The 13,477-nt window shown below is 33.9% G+C and carries 26 protein-coding genes and 1 pseudogene; all 27 read right to left on the bottom strand.

Translation table 4 applies throughout. The features are described from left to right. The 27 genes and pseudogenes from rpsM to ACWXVT_RS01585 all read right to left on the bottom strand — a co-directional run bounded on the left by rpsM (window position 1) and on the right by ACWXVT_RS01585 (window position 13,377). On the bottom strand, window positions 1-369 hold the full coding sequence (gene rpsM / locus ACWXVT_RS01715; protein ID WP_438341288.1) for a 30S ribosomal protein S13: 369 nt from the start codon (window positions 367-369) through the stop codon (window positions 1-3). A gap of 6 nt (window positions 370-375) precedes the next feature. Further along, complete coding sequence (gene rpmJ, locus ACWXVT_RS01710; RefSeq protein ID WP_438341289.1) at window positions 376-489, bottom strand: 50S ribosomal protein L36; 114 nt, start codon at window positions 487-489, stop codon at window positions 376-378. Between the two features lie 14 nt (window positions 490-503). Next, window positions 504-719, bottom strand: a complete 216-nt coding sequence (infA, locus tag ACWXVT_RS01705) for a translation initiation factor IF-1 (protein WP_438341290.1) — start codon at window positions 717-719, stop codon at window positions 504-506. Continuing rightward, complete coding sequence (map, locus tag ACWXVT_RS01700; RefSeq protein ID WP_455967819.1) at window positions 720-1,478, bottom strand: type I methionyl aminopeptidase; 759 nt, start codon at window positions 1,476-1,478, stop codon at window positions 720-722. It lies immediately after the preceding gene. Beyond that, on the bottom strand, window positions 1,468-2,145 hold the full coding sequence (locus tag ACWXVT_RS01695) for an adenylate kinase family protein (RefSeq protein ID WP_455967817.1): 678 nt from the start codon (window positions 2,143-2,145) through the stop codon (window positions 1,468-1,470). Before ACWXVT_RS01695 ends, map begins: the two co-directional genes overlap by 11 nt. After that, the gene (gene secY / locus ACWXVT_RS01690; RefSeq protein WP_438341293.1) at window positions 2,139-3,575 is read right to left on the bottom strand and encodes a preprotein translocase subunit SecY; all 1,437 of its coding nucleotides are present in this window, start codon (window positions 3,573-3,575) and stop codon (window positions 2,139-2,141) included. The genes ACWXVT_RS01695 and secY overlap by 7 nt, the downstream gene beginning before the upstream one ends. After that, a complete protein-coding gene (gene rplO, locus ACWXVT_RS01685; protein ID WP_438341294.1) occupies window positions 3,575-4,021 on the bottom strand; it encodes a 50S ribosomal protein L15 in 447 nt (148 codons plus the stop codon). The genes secY and rplO overlap by 1 nt, the downstream gene beginning before the upstream one ends. Before the next feature lie 13 nt (window positions 4,022-4,034). Further along, the gene (rpsE, locus tag ACWXVT_RS01680) at window positions 4,035-4,700 is read right to left on the bottom strand and encodes a 30S ribosomal protein S5 (protein WP_455967815.1); all 666 of its coding nucleotides are present in this window, start codon (window positions 4,698-4,700) and stop codon (window positions 4,035-4,037) included. Further along, window positions 4,700-5,047, bottom strand: coding sequence for a 50S ribosomal protein L18 (gene rplR, locus ACWXVT_RS01675; protein ID WP_438341296.1), 348 nt, complete (start codon window positions 5,045-5,047; stop codon window positions 4,700-4,702). Before rplR ends, rpsE begins: the two co-directional genes overlap by 1 nt. A 25-nt stretch (window positions 5,048-5,072) precedes the next feature. Then, entirely contained in the window at window positions 5,073-5,612 is a 540-nt protein-coding gene (rplF, locus tag ACWXVT_RS01670; RefSeq protein WP_455967813.1) for a 50S ribosomal protein L6, read from the bottom strand. Between the two features lie 9 nt (window positions 5,613-5,621). Next, the gene (gene rpsH, locus ACWXVT_RS01665; RefSeq protein WP_438341800.1) at window positions 5,622-6,023 is read right to left on the bottom strand and encodes a 30S ribosomal protein S8; all 402 of its coding nucleotides are present in this window, start codon (window positions 6,021-6,023) and stop codon (window positions 5,622-5,624) included. 9 nt (window positions 6,024-6,032) lie between these two features. Continuing rightward, a complete protein-coding gene (locus ACWXVT_RS01660) occupies window positions 6,033-6,218 on the bottom strand; it encodes a type Z 30S ribosomal protein S14 (protein ID WP_438341298.1) in 186 nt (61 codons plus the stop codon). Window positions 6,219-6,228: 10 nt separating this feature from the next. Beyond that, complete coding sequence (rplE, locus tag ACWXVT_RS01655; RefSeq protein ID WP_438341801.1) at window positions 6,229-6,777, bottom strand: 50S ribosomal protein L5; 549 nt, start codon at window positions 6,775-6,777, stop codon at window positions 6,229-6,231. A 10-nt stretch (window positions 6,778-6,787) separates the two neighbouring features. Continuing rightward, window positions 6,788-7,120 (bottom strand): 50S ribosomal protein L24, encoded by a 333-nt coding sequence (gene rplX, locus ACWXVT_RS01650; protein WP_438341299.1) that lies wholly within the window; start codon window positions 7,118-7,120, stop codon window positions 6,788-6,790. Next, complete coding sequence (rplN, locus tag ACWXVT_RS01645; RefSeq protein ID WP_438341300.1) at window positions 7,120-7,488, bottom strand: 50S ribosomal protein L14; 369 nt, start codon at window positions 7,486-7,488, stop codon at window positions 7,120-7,122. The genes rplX and rplN overlap by 1 nt, the downstream gene beginning before the upstream one ends. Further along, the gene (gene rpsQ / locus ACWXVT_RS01640) at window positions 7,488-7,757 is read right to left on the bottom strand and encodes a 30S ribosomal protein S17 (RefSeq protein ID WP_438341301.1); all 270 of its coding nucleotides are present in this window, start codon (window positions 7,755-7,757) and stop codon (window positions 7,488-7,490) included. Before rpsQ ends, rplN begins: the two co-directional genes overlap by 1 nt. Further along, window positions 7,757-7,957, bottom strand: coding sequence for a 50S ribosomal protein L29 (gene rpmC, locus ACWXVT_RS01635; protein WP_438341302.1), 201 nt, complete (start codon window positions 7,955-7,957; stop codon window positions 7,757-7,759). Before rpmC ends, rpsQ begins: the two co-directional genes overlap by 1 nt. Further along, window positions 7,957-8,385, bottom strand: a complete 429-nt coding sequence (gene rplP / locus ACWXVT_RS01630; protein WP_438341303.1) for a 50S ribosomal protein L16 — start codon at window positions 8,383-8,385, stop codon at window positions 7,957-7,959. Before rplP ends, rpmC begins: the two co-directional genes overlap by 1 nt. Beyond that, window positions 8,363-9,037, bottom strand: a complete 675-nt coding sequence (gene rpsC, locus ACWXVT_RS01625; protein ID WP_438341304.1) for a 30S ribosomal protein S3 — start codon at window positions 9,035-9,037, stop codon at window positions 8,363-8,365. Before rpsC ends, rplP begins: the two co-directional genes overlap by 23 nt. Window positions 9,038-9,053: 16 nt before the next feature. Beyond that, a complete protein-coding gene (rplV, locus tag ACWXVT_RS01620; protein ID WP_455967810.1) occupies window positions 9,054-9,389 on the bottom strand; it encodes a 50S ribosomal protein L22 in 336 nt (111 codons plus the stop codon). Then, window positions 9,389-9,667, bottom strand: a complete 279-nt coding sequence (rpsS, locus tag ACWXVT_RS01615) for a 30S ribosomal protein S19 (RefSeq protein WP_455967809.1) — start codon at window positions 9,665-9,667, stop codon at window positions 9,389-9,391. Before rpsS ends, rplV begins: the two co-directional genes overlap by 1 nt. Beyond that, window positions 9,667-10,512 carry a 50S ribosomal protein L2 gene (gene rplB, locus ACWXVT_RS01610; protein ID WP_438341307.1) on the bottom strand — a complete coding sequence of 282 codons (846 nt, stop codon included), beginning with the start codon at window positions 10,510-10,512 and terminating at the stop codon, window positions 9,667-9,669. Before rplB ends, rpsS begins: the two co-directional genes overlap by 1 nt. A gap of 97 nt (window positions 10,513-10,609) precedes the next feature. Next, the gene (gene rplW / locus ACWXVT_RS01605; protein WP_438341308.1) at window positions 10,610-11,011 is read right to left on the bottom strand and encodes a 50S ribosomal protein L23; all 402 of its coding nucleotides are present in this window, start codon (window positions 11,009-11,011) and stop codon (window positions 10,610-10,612) included. Further along, the gene (gene rplD, locus ACWXVT_RS01600; RefSeq protein WP_438341309.1) at window positions 11,011-11,682 is read right to left on the bottom strand and encodes a 50S ribosomal protein L4; all 672 of its coding nucleotides are present in this window, start codon (window positions 11,680-11,682) and stop codon (window positions 11,011-11,013) included. The genes rplW and rplD overlap by 1 nt, the downstream gene beginning before the upstream one ends. A gap of 143 nt (window positions 11,683-11,825) precedes the next feature. Then, window positions 11,826-12,500, bottom strand: a pseudogene (rplC, locus tag ACWXVT_RS01595) (50S ribosomal protein L3); the annotation flags it as partial. Between the two features lie 81 nt (window positions 12,501-12,581). Further along, complete coding sequence (rpsJ, locus tag ACWXVT_RS01590) at window positions 12,582-12,887, bottom strand: 30S ribosomal protein S10 (protein WP_438341310.1); 306 nt, start codon at window positions 12,885-12,887, stop codon at window positions 12,582-12,584. 163 nt (window positions 12,888-13,050) lie between these two features. Next, window positions 13,051-13,377 carry a hypothetical protein gene (locus ACWXVT_RS01585; RefSeq protein WP_455967807.1) on the bottom strand — a complete coding sequence of 109 codons (327 nt, stop codon included), beginning with the start codon at window positions 13,375-13,377 and terminating at the stop codon, window positions 13,051-13,053. Window positions 13,378-13,477 lie beyond the last annotated feature (100 nt).

Below are 13,477 nucleotides of genomic sequence, written 5' to 3'. Positions count from 1 at the left end.
TTATTTACCTTTCTTACCTGCAACTGTTTTACGAGGTCCCTTTCTTGTACGAGCATTCTTTTGTGTACATTGTCCACGAACTGGTAATCCTTTACGGTGTCTGATTCCACGGTATGATTTAATTTCCATTAAACGTTTGATGTTTAAAGAAACTTCACGACGTAAATCACCTTCAGTTGTGTATTCTTTAGCAATGTCACGAATTTTTGTAAGTTGGTCTTCAGAAAGATCTTTTACCCGGATATTTTCATCGATATCAGCTTTTTGTAAAATTTCTTGTGCCAAACTTTTTCCTATTCCATAAATGTATGTTAAAGAAATAACTACACGTTTATTGTTAGGAATTTCAACGTTTAAAACTCTAGCCATAATTTACTATCCTTGTCTTTGTTTGTGTTTTGGAATAATACAAATAATACGGTTTGTACCATTTCTTTTAATAACTTTGCAATCTTTGCAAATACGTTTGATTGAAGCACGAACTTTCATCGTTTTTCCTTTCGCTATTTATGACGATAAACGATTCGTCCTTTAGTTAAATCATAAGGACTCATTTCCACGTCAACACCATCTCCTGGAATAATACGAATATTGTATAAAGCCATTTTTCCAGAAATTGTAGCTTGAATTTCTAGACCATTATCAAGCATTACAACATAGGCTTTTGATGAGTGGACTTTGGTTACTTTACCAGTCATTTTAATTGCATCTTTTGCCATTTAAATTTTGTCTCCTGTTAAAATGATTGCTTGATCATTTTCAATAAGAATTGTTTGTTCATAGTGACTTGTCTTTTTATTATTGCGACTCACTATGGTTCAATCATCTTTTAAGGTTTTAACATTTGCTGAACCTTGCAAAATCATTGGTTCAATACAAATTGCCATACCATTGCGAATTAGTGGTCCTGTTCCTTTTAGGCCGATGTTTGGCACAAAGGGATCTTCGTGTAACTCAGTACCTATACCGTGACCGCTGAATTCTTCTGGAGTAAACATTCCATTTGCTTTGATGACTCTGTAAATAGCAGCTGAAATGTCTCCAATTCGATTACCGACTTTGACTTCATTAAAACCGGCATAAAAAGCATCTTTGGCGACTTTAATTAGTTTTTTATCTTCTTCACTTGGGTTTGAACCTACATACTTAGTAAAAGCTGAATCACTGTACATGCCATTTCAAATAACACCCATATCAACTTTGACTAAGTCTCCCTCTTGTAAAACTCTGTCGCTTGGAATTCCATGAATTAATTCTTCGTTAACACTTATACAACAAGTATTAGGGAACCCATATTGGCCTAAAAAGGCAGGTTTTGCTTTACGAGCAATGATTTCTTTAAAAGCGATGCTATCAATTTCTTTTAAAGAAACACTTGGTCTTATAAAGTCATAAACTAAGTATTTAACTTCTGCCAGGATAGCACATGATTTTTTTAAATCATCAATTTGTTGCTTATTTTTAATTTTAATATTCATTTGCAGCCTTTTGTTTCAATGCATCAACCACGTCTTGATAAACTTTTTCAATTTCTTGGTCGGCATTGATACTAATTAAAATTCCTTTTGATGCGTAGAAATCAATTAGTGGTTTTGTTTGCTGTTCATAAACATTTAATCTTCTTAAAACAACATCGCTTTGGTCATCTTTTCTTTGAACTAATTTCTCACCATCATCGTCACAGTGAATGTTATCTTTTGAAGGATTGTAAGACAAGTGATAGGTACGCAAGCATTTTTGACATACTCTTCTTTCGCTTAGTCTCTTGATAACACTTTCTGAATCGATTTCTAATAAGATTGCTCAGTCAATTTTAGTAAAGTCTAAATTGTCAAGAAAATTGACCTGGTCAACGGTTCGAGGGTAACCGTCTAAAATATAGTGGCGTTTTGCAAGTGTCAATTTTTCCAACTTGTTTTTAACTAATTGATTAGTAATTTCATCACTAACATATAGGCCATTGCTGGTCAATTCAACAACTTGTAAACCTAATGGCGTTTTGGCATTAATTTCTTCACGAAACATTGCACCGGTTGATAGGTGGGCAAAATTATCTTGAAGGGATAATTTTTCCGCAATGGTTCCCTTACCTGCTCCCGGAGCACCTAAGAATATTAGGTTAACATTGTTTCAGTCTTTTATCACAATAAATCACCTTCTTCACCATTTTGTTGTGAATATAATATTTTTTTACGTTTACGAGCAAGTTCTTGAGACTTGTAACGCGCTTGAATTTGTTGGATTGTTTCAATAGTTACTGAAACTAAAATCATTAATCCAGTTCCACCGAACGCTATTGATTGTGGCATTCCTAAAATTTCTTCGATGTAACGCATAGCCCCAATTAAGATTAAATAAATGCTTGAAAAATAACTTAAATTAAGAATTTTGGCAATTAAATAATCTTCGGTTTGTTCCCCTGGTCTAACACCAGGGATGAAGGTTGAATTTTTGGCAAAATCTTCACTAATTTTGTCAATTTTAGATTGTTGTAAACCAAATAGAAGTGTGAAAGCAAAGGTTATTACAACAAATAAGAAGAAACCGATTGGTTGGGTTAGTTGTAAATTAGTATAAACTCAGTGATAAAAAGCACTCGTTGCGGGATTGAATAATCCAGCAATCATAGTTGGTAAACTTAGAAACATTAAAGCAAAAATTACTGACATAATTCCAGCTGGATTGGCTTTTAAAGGTAAATATGAAAGTTCTTTTTCATTTCTTGAAAGCCCTGCTCCAACTTGTTGAATAGGAATGTGTCTTTCTGCTAGATAGAAGATACCGACTATCATTACAACTAATAAATAGCCAAGAACATAAACACCAAAGTTTAGTAATTCTTTTAGTGTAGCACTAGATTGTTTGAATGAAGGAACTAAAAACTCGAAAGCATTTCTGAATGTTGGAATCAAATTCGAAGCGATTCCAGCAAAAATGATTAAACTTGTTCCATTTCCTACACCCTTGTTAGTAATTTCTTCACCTAAAAATAAGGCAAAGAGGCTACCAGCAATCAGAATTAAAGGTAGTAAGAAGAATGCATAAGCATTAGTATTCAAACTATCAACAATTCTGATTCCGAACCCACTTGTTGGGTTTTTTAAGGCTCTTGTTAAAACAATAGCCTGAATAATTGCAAAGCCAAACGTTACAAAACGAGTAATAATATTAATTTTTATTCTCCCTTGTGGTCCTGCTTGACTTAGACGATAGATTGGTGGAAAGAGCTTAGTTTGTAAAATCATCATAATCAAACTAGCAGTAATGAAGGGGCTAATTCCTAAAGCCATAATGCTAAAGTTTCTTAGTCCTCCACCACCAACTAGATTCAAGATTCCTAAAAAGTCTCCACCATTTAATTGATCTCGGTTAACTAAATTAATTCCTGGAACAGTAATAGTTCCCGCTGCAACAAAGATTGTTAAAAGAAAAATAGTATACAAAATCTTTTTTACAAGATCATGGTTTTTTCAAAACTCGGTGTAACTATTTTTAAATTTCACTCACTTCGCATCGAAACGCACTTGGTTTTGTTTGCGATTGTTAGTGCTTGTTTTTTTCTTTGTTAAGGCCATTATTTAACCTCGATTTTTCCTCCAGCTGCAACAATTGCTTCGCTAGCTGATTGACTTAGAGCGTGAACATCTTCAACTACTAAAGCTTTTGATAGTTCTCCTCTTCCAAGAATTTTAACTGGCATATCGTATTTTTTGATTAGACCTTTATTGAATAAAGATTCAAAACTTACAACTTCATTTGCTTGGTAATATTCTTGTAATTGATCTAAGTTAACAACTTGGTATTCCACGTGGTTAACATTTTTGAATCCACGTTTTGGAATTCTTCTGAATAATGGGTTTTGTCCCCCTTCAAATCCTAGTCTTACTGTGTTACGTTTAGTTTGACCACTTTGTCCACGTCCTGCTTGTTTTCCTTTTCCAGCAGCGTGTCCACGTCCTACACGGTGTTTTTCTTTACGAGAACCAGGAGTGTATGATAAATTGCTTAATGTTTGTTTCATAAAATCTCCTTAATTATTGTAAATCTTCTACTTTAATGTCTCTAAGCTCAGCTACTTGTTGAGCGGTTCTTAGTTGTTTTAAAGCTTTAACTACAGCGTGAGCAACGTTTTGTTTGGTTCTTGATCCTAATGATTTTGTTGAAACATCAGTATATCCGGCTAATTCCATAACACTACGAACGGTATTTGAAGCTTTGAATCCTGTTCCTTTTGAGGCAGGACGTAGTTGTACTTTTGAAGCTAAGAATTTAGCTTGAATTTCATGTGGAACTGTTCCGTTTACAACAGGAACTTCAAAGATGTTTTTGTGTGCATCTTTAACAGCTTTTTTAATAGCGTCTTGAACTTCGTTTGCTTTACCGTGTCCAAATCCCACTTTTCCTTTTTTGTTTCCAACTACTACATAGGCTGAGAAGCTAAATCTTCTCCCCCCTTTAACAACGACAGTAACTCTGGCGATGTCAATAACTTTTTCTTCGAATTCTGAATTTAATTCACGATTAGAATTTTGACGATTTGGACGTCTTCTTTCTTCTTGATTATTTTCAGTATTTCTTGGTTTACGAACTGCTTTAGTTTCATCAGCGTTGTTTGGACGTGCTTTTTTAACTACTCTAGTTTTTCTTGCTTCTGCATTTGTTTCGGTGATTTCTTTTACGTTTTTATTTTCGTTTGCCATTAGAATTTAATCCCTTCTTCTCTTAGTGAATCAGCAAAAGCAGCAACTTTTCCGTGGTAAATGTATCCTGAACGGTCATAAACAACTTGTTCAACTTTTAGTTCGTGTAATTTTTTAGCAAATAATTTTGCTACTTGTTTTACCGCATCAATATTATTAGCATGTTGTGGTAAATCTTTGGTTGAAGCAGCTGCTAGTGTGGTGTGGTTTTCGTCATTAATTAATTGTGCATAGAAATTATGTAAAGATTTGTAAACAGATACACGAGGAACTGAAGCTGTTCCACTTAAGTGTTGACGGATTTTTAAGTGTTTTACTTTACGTCTGTCATTTCTTGATTTTTGCATATTTGTCTAACCTTTCTAGCTTCGATTATTTAGAAGCTTTTTTTCCTTCTTTACGACGAATAACTTCGTCTTTGTACATAATTCCTTTTCCTGAGTAAACGCTTGGACGACGAATGTCACGTAGAACTGCTGCGAATTGACCAACAGCTTGTTTATCAATTCCTTCAATAACAATGTTTGTTGGTTTTGGTAGACTTACTTTTAAGTTAGCAGGAATGTCTACTAAAACTGGGTGTGAGTAACCGGCGATAACTTCAATTTGGTTACCTTTTTGAGTTGCTTTATATCCAACCCCTTTAATTTCGATTTCTTTTTTAAATCCTTCACTAACTCCTTTTAGCATTCCACTAATTAAAGAGTTGGTTGTTCCGTGTAATTGTTTGGTGCTTTTTTCTTCGTTTAGGCGGTGTGTAGTAATTTGGTTGTTTTCGTTTTTAATTTCAATTAAATCTGAGAATTGAAAGCTTAGTGTTCCTTTTGGTCCTTTAACTTCAATGAATGATTTTTCGATTTTAACTTCAACGTTTGCTGGGATATTTAAAACTCTTTTTCCGACACGAGACATTCTTAATTCCTATCAAATGTAGGCGATAACTTCACCACCAACATTTGCCTTTCTTGCTTCTTTATCGGTCATTAGTCCTTGTGATGTTGAAATAATTGCAGTTCCAAATCCTGAAAGAACTTTAGGTAAGTTTTTAGCTGATGCATAAACTTTTAGTCCTGGTTTTGAAACTTTTTTAAGTCCACTAATAACTGGTTGTGAACCGGTGTATCCCTTGTATTTTAGTGAAATTGAAATTGCTTTATGGTTATCTTTTTCAACTTCTTTAAAATCAGCAATGTATCCTTCGTTTTTAAAGATTTCAAGGATTTTTACTTTTTTGTTTGAGTGAGGAACAACTACTTCACGGTGTTTACGAGCATTAGCGTTTTTGATACGAACAAACATGTCCGCAATTGGATCAATAATAATAGCCATATATTATCAACTCGCTTTCTTAATTCCTGGTAATTTACCTTCGTGAGCTAATGTACGGAAGCAAATTCTACAGATTTTGTATTTTCTTAAAACTGCATGTGGACGTCCACATAATTCACAACGTGTATAGAAACGGGTTGAGAATTTTGGAGTCTTTTTAGCTTTAACTTTTAATGATTTTTTTGCCATTAATTACTCCTTATTCAGCCTTCGCAAAAGGCATTCCTAAACTTTTTAGTAAAGCGTAAGCTTCTTTGTCATTTTTAGCACTTGTAACGATTAGAACATCTAGTCCTTTTAGTTTACGGATTTTATCGAAACTAATTTCTGGGAAGATAATTTCTTCTTTAACTCCGATTGCATAGTTTCCATTACCATCGAAGCTTTTTGGATTTGTACCGTGGAAATCACGTACCCGAGGTAGTGCTACTTCAATTAGTTTTGCTAAGAATGATCACATCCTTTCTCTTCTTAAAGTAACTTTTCCTCCCATTGGCATACCAGCACGTAATTTTCAAGAAGCTAATGATTTTTTAGCTGTGGTTTGGTATGGTTTTTGTCCTGCGATTAAAGCAAGTTCATTCATAACTTCTTCAATTGCTTTTGAGTTTGAAACTTCATTTCCAGCAGTCATGTTTAAAACGATTTTTTCAATACGTGGGATTTGCATATCTGATTTGTAGTTGAATTGTTGTTTAAGTTCAGCTTTGGTTACATCATTATAGTGTTTTTGTAATTTATTCATAATGTCTCCTTAATTAGATAGCTTTTTGAGTTTTCACAACAATTCTTTCTTTTTTACCGTTTTTATCAACTTTAAATCCTACTCTTGAATATGTTGCTGGGGTTGTTGCTGTTCCTTTTTTAACTAGAATAGCAACATTTGAAATGTGGATAGGGAATTCTTTAATTTCAATTCCACCTTCATTTTTTTGTTGGCTTGGTTTGTGGTGTTTAGTTTTCTTGTTAACGTCTTTTAAAGTAACTAATTGTTTAACTGGATCGATTGCTAGAACGGTTGATACTTTACCTTTTTGAGCTCCACTGATAACTACAACTGTGTCATTTTTACGAATTTTTTGACTAGCCATTATAGTACCTCCGGTGCTAATGAAACGATTTTTAAGTATCCTTTATCACGAAGTTCACGCGCTACTGGTCCGAAAACACGAGTTCCACGTGGGTTTTTATCTTCTTTAATGATTACTACAGCATTATCATCAAAACGAATGTTTGAACCGTTTTTACGTTGAATTCCGTATTTAGTTCTTACAACAACAGCTTTAACGATTTGTCCTTCTTTAACGATTCCGTTTGGAAGAGCTTTTTTAACAGAACAGATAACAACATCACCAATGTTTGCAAATTTCTTAACACTTCCTCCTAAGTTACGAATAATTCCGACTTCTTTAGCACCTGAGTTATCAGCTACTACAACTCTTGATAATTCTTGTAACATTAGTTTTCTCCCACTAGAGCTTTTTCTTTAATTGCAACTAGACGGAAATGTTTGGTTTTTGAAAGTGGACGAGTTTCTTGAATTCTAACTACATCATTTAAATTTGCTTGGTTGTTTTCATCATGTACTGCAAAACGTTTTGATTTTTTGAAACGTTTTTGGTAAATTGGGTGTTTTACATATGTTTCTACTAAAACGATAATGGTTTTATCATTTTTGGTTGAAACAACTTTTCCAGTTAAAACTTTACGGTTGTTTGATCTTTCCATTATTTAACTTCCTTTGATTTTTTTTCATTTAATGCTGTTAGTGCTCTTGCGATATCTTTTTTAACTTCTCTGATTTTGTGGTTTTGTTCTAATTGTCCAGTTTTTGATTTGAAACGAAGAGTGAATAAGTTAGCTTTGTAGTCAGCTACTAATTTTTCTAGTTCTTCAACACTTTTAGCTTGAAAATCTTTGAATTCCATTAGTTTTCTCCTTCTGTTTCTTCACGTTTAACAATTTTTACTTTAACTGGTAGTTTGTGTCCACCTAGACGTAGTGCTTCTAGAGCAATTTCTTCTTTAACACCTTTAACTTCAAACATCATTGTGTCTTCTTTAACAACTGCTAGTCATTGATCTGGAGATCCTTTTCCTGATCCCATACGAACTCCAATAGGTTTAGAAGTTTTTGACATATGTGGGAAAATTCTAATTCAAACTTGTCCTTCACGTCCCATTTTACGGGTAATAGCGATACGGGCTGCTTCAATTTGACGAGCTGAAACTCAAGCAGAAGTTTTAGCTTGCAATCCGTATTCTCCAAAACTTACTTTGTTTCCACGAAATGCTTTGGTTTTGTCGTGACGGATACGGAACATTTTACGGTGTTTAGTTCTTTTTGGTTGTAACATCGTTAGCTCCTTTTTCTAATTTTTCTCCCAATGATACTCAAACTTTAATTCCTAGTGCTCCATATGTTGTACGAGCTGTTGCTGTTGCATAGTCAACATCTTGACGAAGGGTGTGAAGTTTCATTTCACCTTCGTTGTATCCCTCTTTACGAGCCATGTCAACTCCATTTAGACGTCCTGAAACTGCAGTTTTAACACCTTTAGCTCCAGCTTTCATAGCAGCCTTGATAGCTTGTTTTTGAGCTAGTCTAAAGCTTCCACGGTTTTCTAATTTAACAGCGATTTGTTCTGCTAGTAATTTAGCATTTAAATCTGGTTTTTTAAGTTCAACAACTTCAATGTTGACATTTAAATTTTTATTTCTTAACGCTTTTTTCAAATCAGCAGTAAGTTGTTTAATGTTGTCTCCGTTTGTCCCTAAAACAACACCTGGTTTTGCTGTGTGCAATAATACTGAAATGTGTTCTTTGTTGTCTCTTTTAATTTGTACATTTCCAATTTGGTAGTTACGAACTAATTTATTGAAGAAACGGTAAATTGCTTGGTCTTGTAATAAGTTAGCAGCATATTGTGCTTTGTCAGCATATCAAGTTGAGTTGTGGTCTTTAGTAATTCCGTATCTAAAACCATTTGGATTAACTTTTTGTCCCATAGTAAACTCTCCTTAATTAATATTCACTTACTTCAATAAAGAAGTAGCTTGTTCTCTTTAAGATTGGATATGCTCTACCTTGTGAGTGAGGTTGGTAACGTTTTAAAGTTGGACCTTCATTTACAAGTAGTTTTGAAATGTATAACTTATCAGCATTTAGACCGTGGTTGTTGGTTGCATTAGCGATAGCACTTTTTAGAAGTTTTAAAAGAATGTAAGTAGCTTTTTTATTAGTAGTTTTTAGAATAGCGATAGCTTCTTGAGTTGATTTGTTACGAATTAAGTCAGCAACTAGACGGGCTTTACGAGCAGAAATTCTTTGTGTTTTAACACTTGCGTTTGCTGATTTCATTATTTCTTCTTCCCTTTATCTGCACCATGTCCTGTGTATGTACGGGTTGGTGAGAATTCTCCTAATTTATGTCCGACCATGTCAGCTGTTACGAAAACATCGTTGAAAACTTTTCCATTGTGAACTTGGAATGTTAATCCAACAAATTCTGGGAAGATTGTTGAACGACGACTTCAAGTTTTAATTGGACGTTTTGGTGCTTTGTTTTCTAGAATAGCAACAACTTTTTTCATTAAATGGTCATCAACAAATGGACCTTTTTTTAGTGATCTAGCCATTATTTACTTGCCTTTCTTCTTCTTATAATCAACTTGTTTGAAGCTTTCTTAGTTGAACGAGTTTTAACTCCAAGAGCTTTTTTACCTCATGGTGTAAGTGGAGCTTTACGTCCGATTGGTTGACGCCCTTCTCCCCCTCCATGTGGGTGATCGTTAGGGTTCATTGCTGACCCACGTACTGTTGGACGAATTCCAAGGTGACGGTTACGTCCTGCTTTTCCGATATTTACTAATAAGTGTTCTTCATTTCCGACAACTCCAATAGTTGCACGACATTCTCCAAGAACTTTACGTACTTCACCACTTTTTAGTCTTAGAATAATATATTTACCTTCTTCATCTTTACCTAAAATTTGGGCGCTTGTTCCAGCACTACGGGCAATAATTCCCCCTTGTTTAGGCTGTAATTCGATGTTGTGAACGAATGTACCTTCAGGAATGTTTTTTAGTGCCAAGCTGTTTCCAACTTTAATGTCAGCACTGTCTCCTGAAACAACAACACTTCCAACACTTAGTCCTTTAGGGTGAAGGATGTAACGTTTTTCTCCATCACGATAAACAACTAATGAAATGTTTGCACTACGGTTTGGATCGTATTCGATTGTTTTAACAATTCCTTCGATTCCATCTTTGTTACGTTTGAAATCGATAATACGATATTTACGTTTAGTTCCACCTCCGTGGTGACGAGTTGTTATAACTCCCCGATTATTTCTACCAGCATGTTTTTTTAAAGTAACTAGTAGAGATTTTTCAGGAGCATGACCAGTTAGATTTTTCTTGTAATCTAACGATGTCATGTGTCTACGACCATTAGAGGTTGGCTTGTAATGTTTAATAGCCATCGTATTCTCCTTTAATGATTGACCTAAAAATAATGAGATTTTGTCTTTTAGGTGATTAATTCTGTTTTAAAACTTATCTTATGGTTAGCAAGATAAATTATTTAGCAGCTTTTTTAGCTAATTTTTCAGCAACTTTTGCTTCTACTGCTTTAGCGTCTTTTTTGTTTTCTGCAACTTCTGTTTGTGCTGCAGTTTCTTCTTTTTCTTCAGCTTTAGATTCTTCTGGGAAGAAATTGATGCTGTATCCATCTTGTAGATATACTAAAGCTTTTTTGTATTTGTTTGTGTATCCTGCAAAACGTCCTAGTCTTTTTGGTTTGGCAGCAACTGTTAGAATGTTAACACTTGCTACTTTAACGTCAAAAATGAATTCAACAGCTTTTCTTACTTCAACTTTGTTTGTACGACGATCTACTGCAAATGTGTAAATATTGTCTGACATTTGGTTGTAGCTTTTTTCAGTTAAAATTGGATATTTAATTACATCATTAACGTTCATTATTTAACCAACCCTTCTAATACTTTTACATCGTTTTCACTAATTACCATCACATCAGCTGCTAATAGTCTTTCAACGCTTAGTGAGCTTACTTTAACAGTAACTACGTTTTGTAAGTTTCTTGCTGATAGGAAAACATTTTCATCACTAGTTACTAATAAAACGTTTTTAACATCAGCTAGACCCGTTGCCTTTAATTGACTAACTAGTTCTTTAGTTGAAGGTTTTGCAAGTTTGTATTCGTGAACAAAAACTTGTTGTGCTTGAGCTAATTGGCTTAAAGCACTTTTAACTGCTAGAGCACGAACTTTTTTGTTTACTTTTAATGAGTAGTTTTTAGCTGTGGTAGGTCCAAATGCTCTTCCCCCACCTACTCAAATTGGTGAACGCATTGATCCTGCACGTGCACGACCAGTTCCTTTTTGTCTTCAAGGTTTTTTACCTGTCCCTGAAACTTCTCCACGATTTTTAACTTTGTGAGTTGAAAATCTTCTTGAAGCACGATCACTTAAAATAGTGTCGAAAATTGCTTGTGCGTGAACTTCTTCTAATCCGAATAATCTTTGTGGTAATTTATCTGAAGCAAATTTTAGACTTTGAGATTGTGTTTTAACAACATCAACAGCTGGTTTAGCTTCTTTTTTAGTTGTAGCTTTTTTGTTTTCTGCCATTATTAAACCTCTTGTTCTTGTTCTTTAGCTTCTTCAGCTTTTTGTTTTGCTTCTTCTAATAGTTGTTTCATTTCATCTAGTGACATTGATGATTCTAATACCACACCATATTTTTTAGCTTCTTCGAATAGTTCATTTTTAGCAATTGCAACTTTTAGATCAACTAATTCAATAGCTGGTCTTTTAGCAATATGTTTTGCATTTTGTTTAACTGTTACAAATCCTTTGTTTGGTCCTGGTACTGAACCTTTAATAATGATTAAGTTGTTTTCTTTATCAGTAGCAACAACTTCTAAGTTTTGTACAGTAGTTTTAACGTTTCCTAAGTGACCTGGCATGGTCATTCCTTTAACAACACGGTTTCCAGAAATGTCCCCGATTGATCCAGTTTGACGGATAGGTTTGCTTCCTCCCCCTCCCCCGTGAGACTTAGGTCCGATTTTTTGATTGTGACGTTTAATGGTTCCTGCAAACCCTTTTCCTTTAGAAGTTGCTTGTACGTCAACGACTTCTCCTGCTTCAAAAATAGTTACATCAACCATTTGCCCTAATTCGTAACCTGACATGTTACGAATTTCTTTTACGAAGCGCTTAGGTGTTGTGTTGGCTGCAGCGAATCTATTAACTTCAGGTTTTTTGATTCTTGATTGTTTTTTGTCTTCAACAGCTAATTGCACAGCAACATAACCGTCTTTATCAGCTGTTAGAACTTTAGTAACAACATTTGGTTTAACTTCAATCACAGTAACAGGAATTGCATTACCTTCAGCTGTGAATAATTGAGTCATCCCAACTTTTCTTCCTAAGATTCCTTTCATCTTGATCCTTTCATTTTGTTATTGAAATTGATATTTATATGTACGCACGGGCGCATATATAAAATAAAAACAAACTGTTAATTACTTAACAGATTTGATACTTAATTCAACTCCAGCTGGCAATTCTAAAGATTTGAATCTATCAGCTAGTTTTTCACTTACGTTATCAATAATGATTAAACGTTTGTGAGTTCTTGATTCGAACTGTTCACGTGATTTTTTGTTAACGTGAACTGAACGCAAGATAGTGATGATTTCTTTTCTTGTTGGCAATGGAATTGGTCCACTTACATTAGCTTTCTCGCTTTTAGCTAATTCAACAATTTTCACACTAGCTTGGTCAACTAAAGCATGTTCGAATGATTTAACTTTGATTTGTAATTTCATTTGTTCTCCTTGTTCATTAATTTTGAACTGACTCCACATAAAAACTAATCTCCGAGAAGAACAACTAAGCTCGGAGTATTACAACCTTATGTATCACAGTCGTAGTTGCTTATTAATTATAACAAAAAACGATTTTTTTACAAAACGATTTTTTAGCCTTTTCTTAAACAATAATGACAAATATTACCGAGGCTAAAATATACAAAACAAGACTAAACCAAGCAAATATTTTAATTGCTACTCAACCTTTTTTATAATTTATAAAATCATAAGTTGCACAACAAAGACTAACTAATATTACAGCAATTAATCAATACGAAATAACTAACTTATTCTTGAAGTATTGATCGTTGTTTATATATTTTCCCATCATCATAAATAAAGCAAAGATAGCTACAATCAAAAAATAAAAAAGTAGCAATTGCAAAGCCTTAGTGATGTCTTTAATATGATAGTTTTTGCTTTGTTTAGTGATTTGTTTCATATTCATATATTGTACTAAAAAGATAAATAAAAAAGCCCAAAAAGGGCTTTCCTAGATCTCTGAAAACTGAATAGAAAGACTAATCAACATATAGAATTAAACTATT

The organism is Mycoplasma sp. 1573, assembly GCF_053851775.1.
The sequence above is the reverse complement of the archived record's forward strand: the minus strand, read 5'-3'. Positions and strand labels throughout refer to the sequence as shown.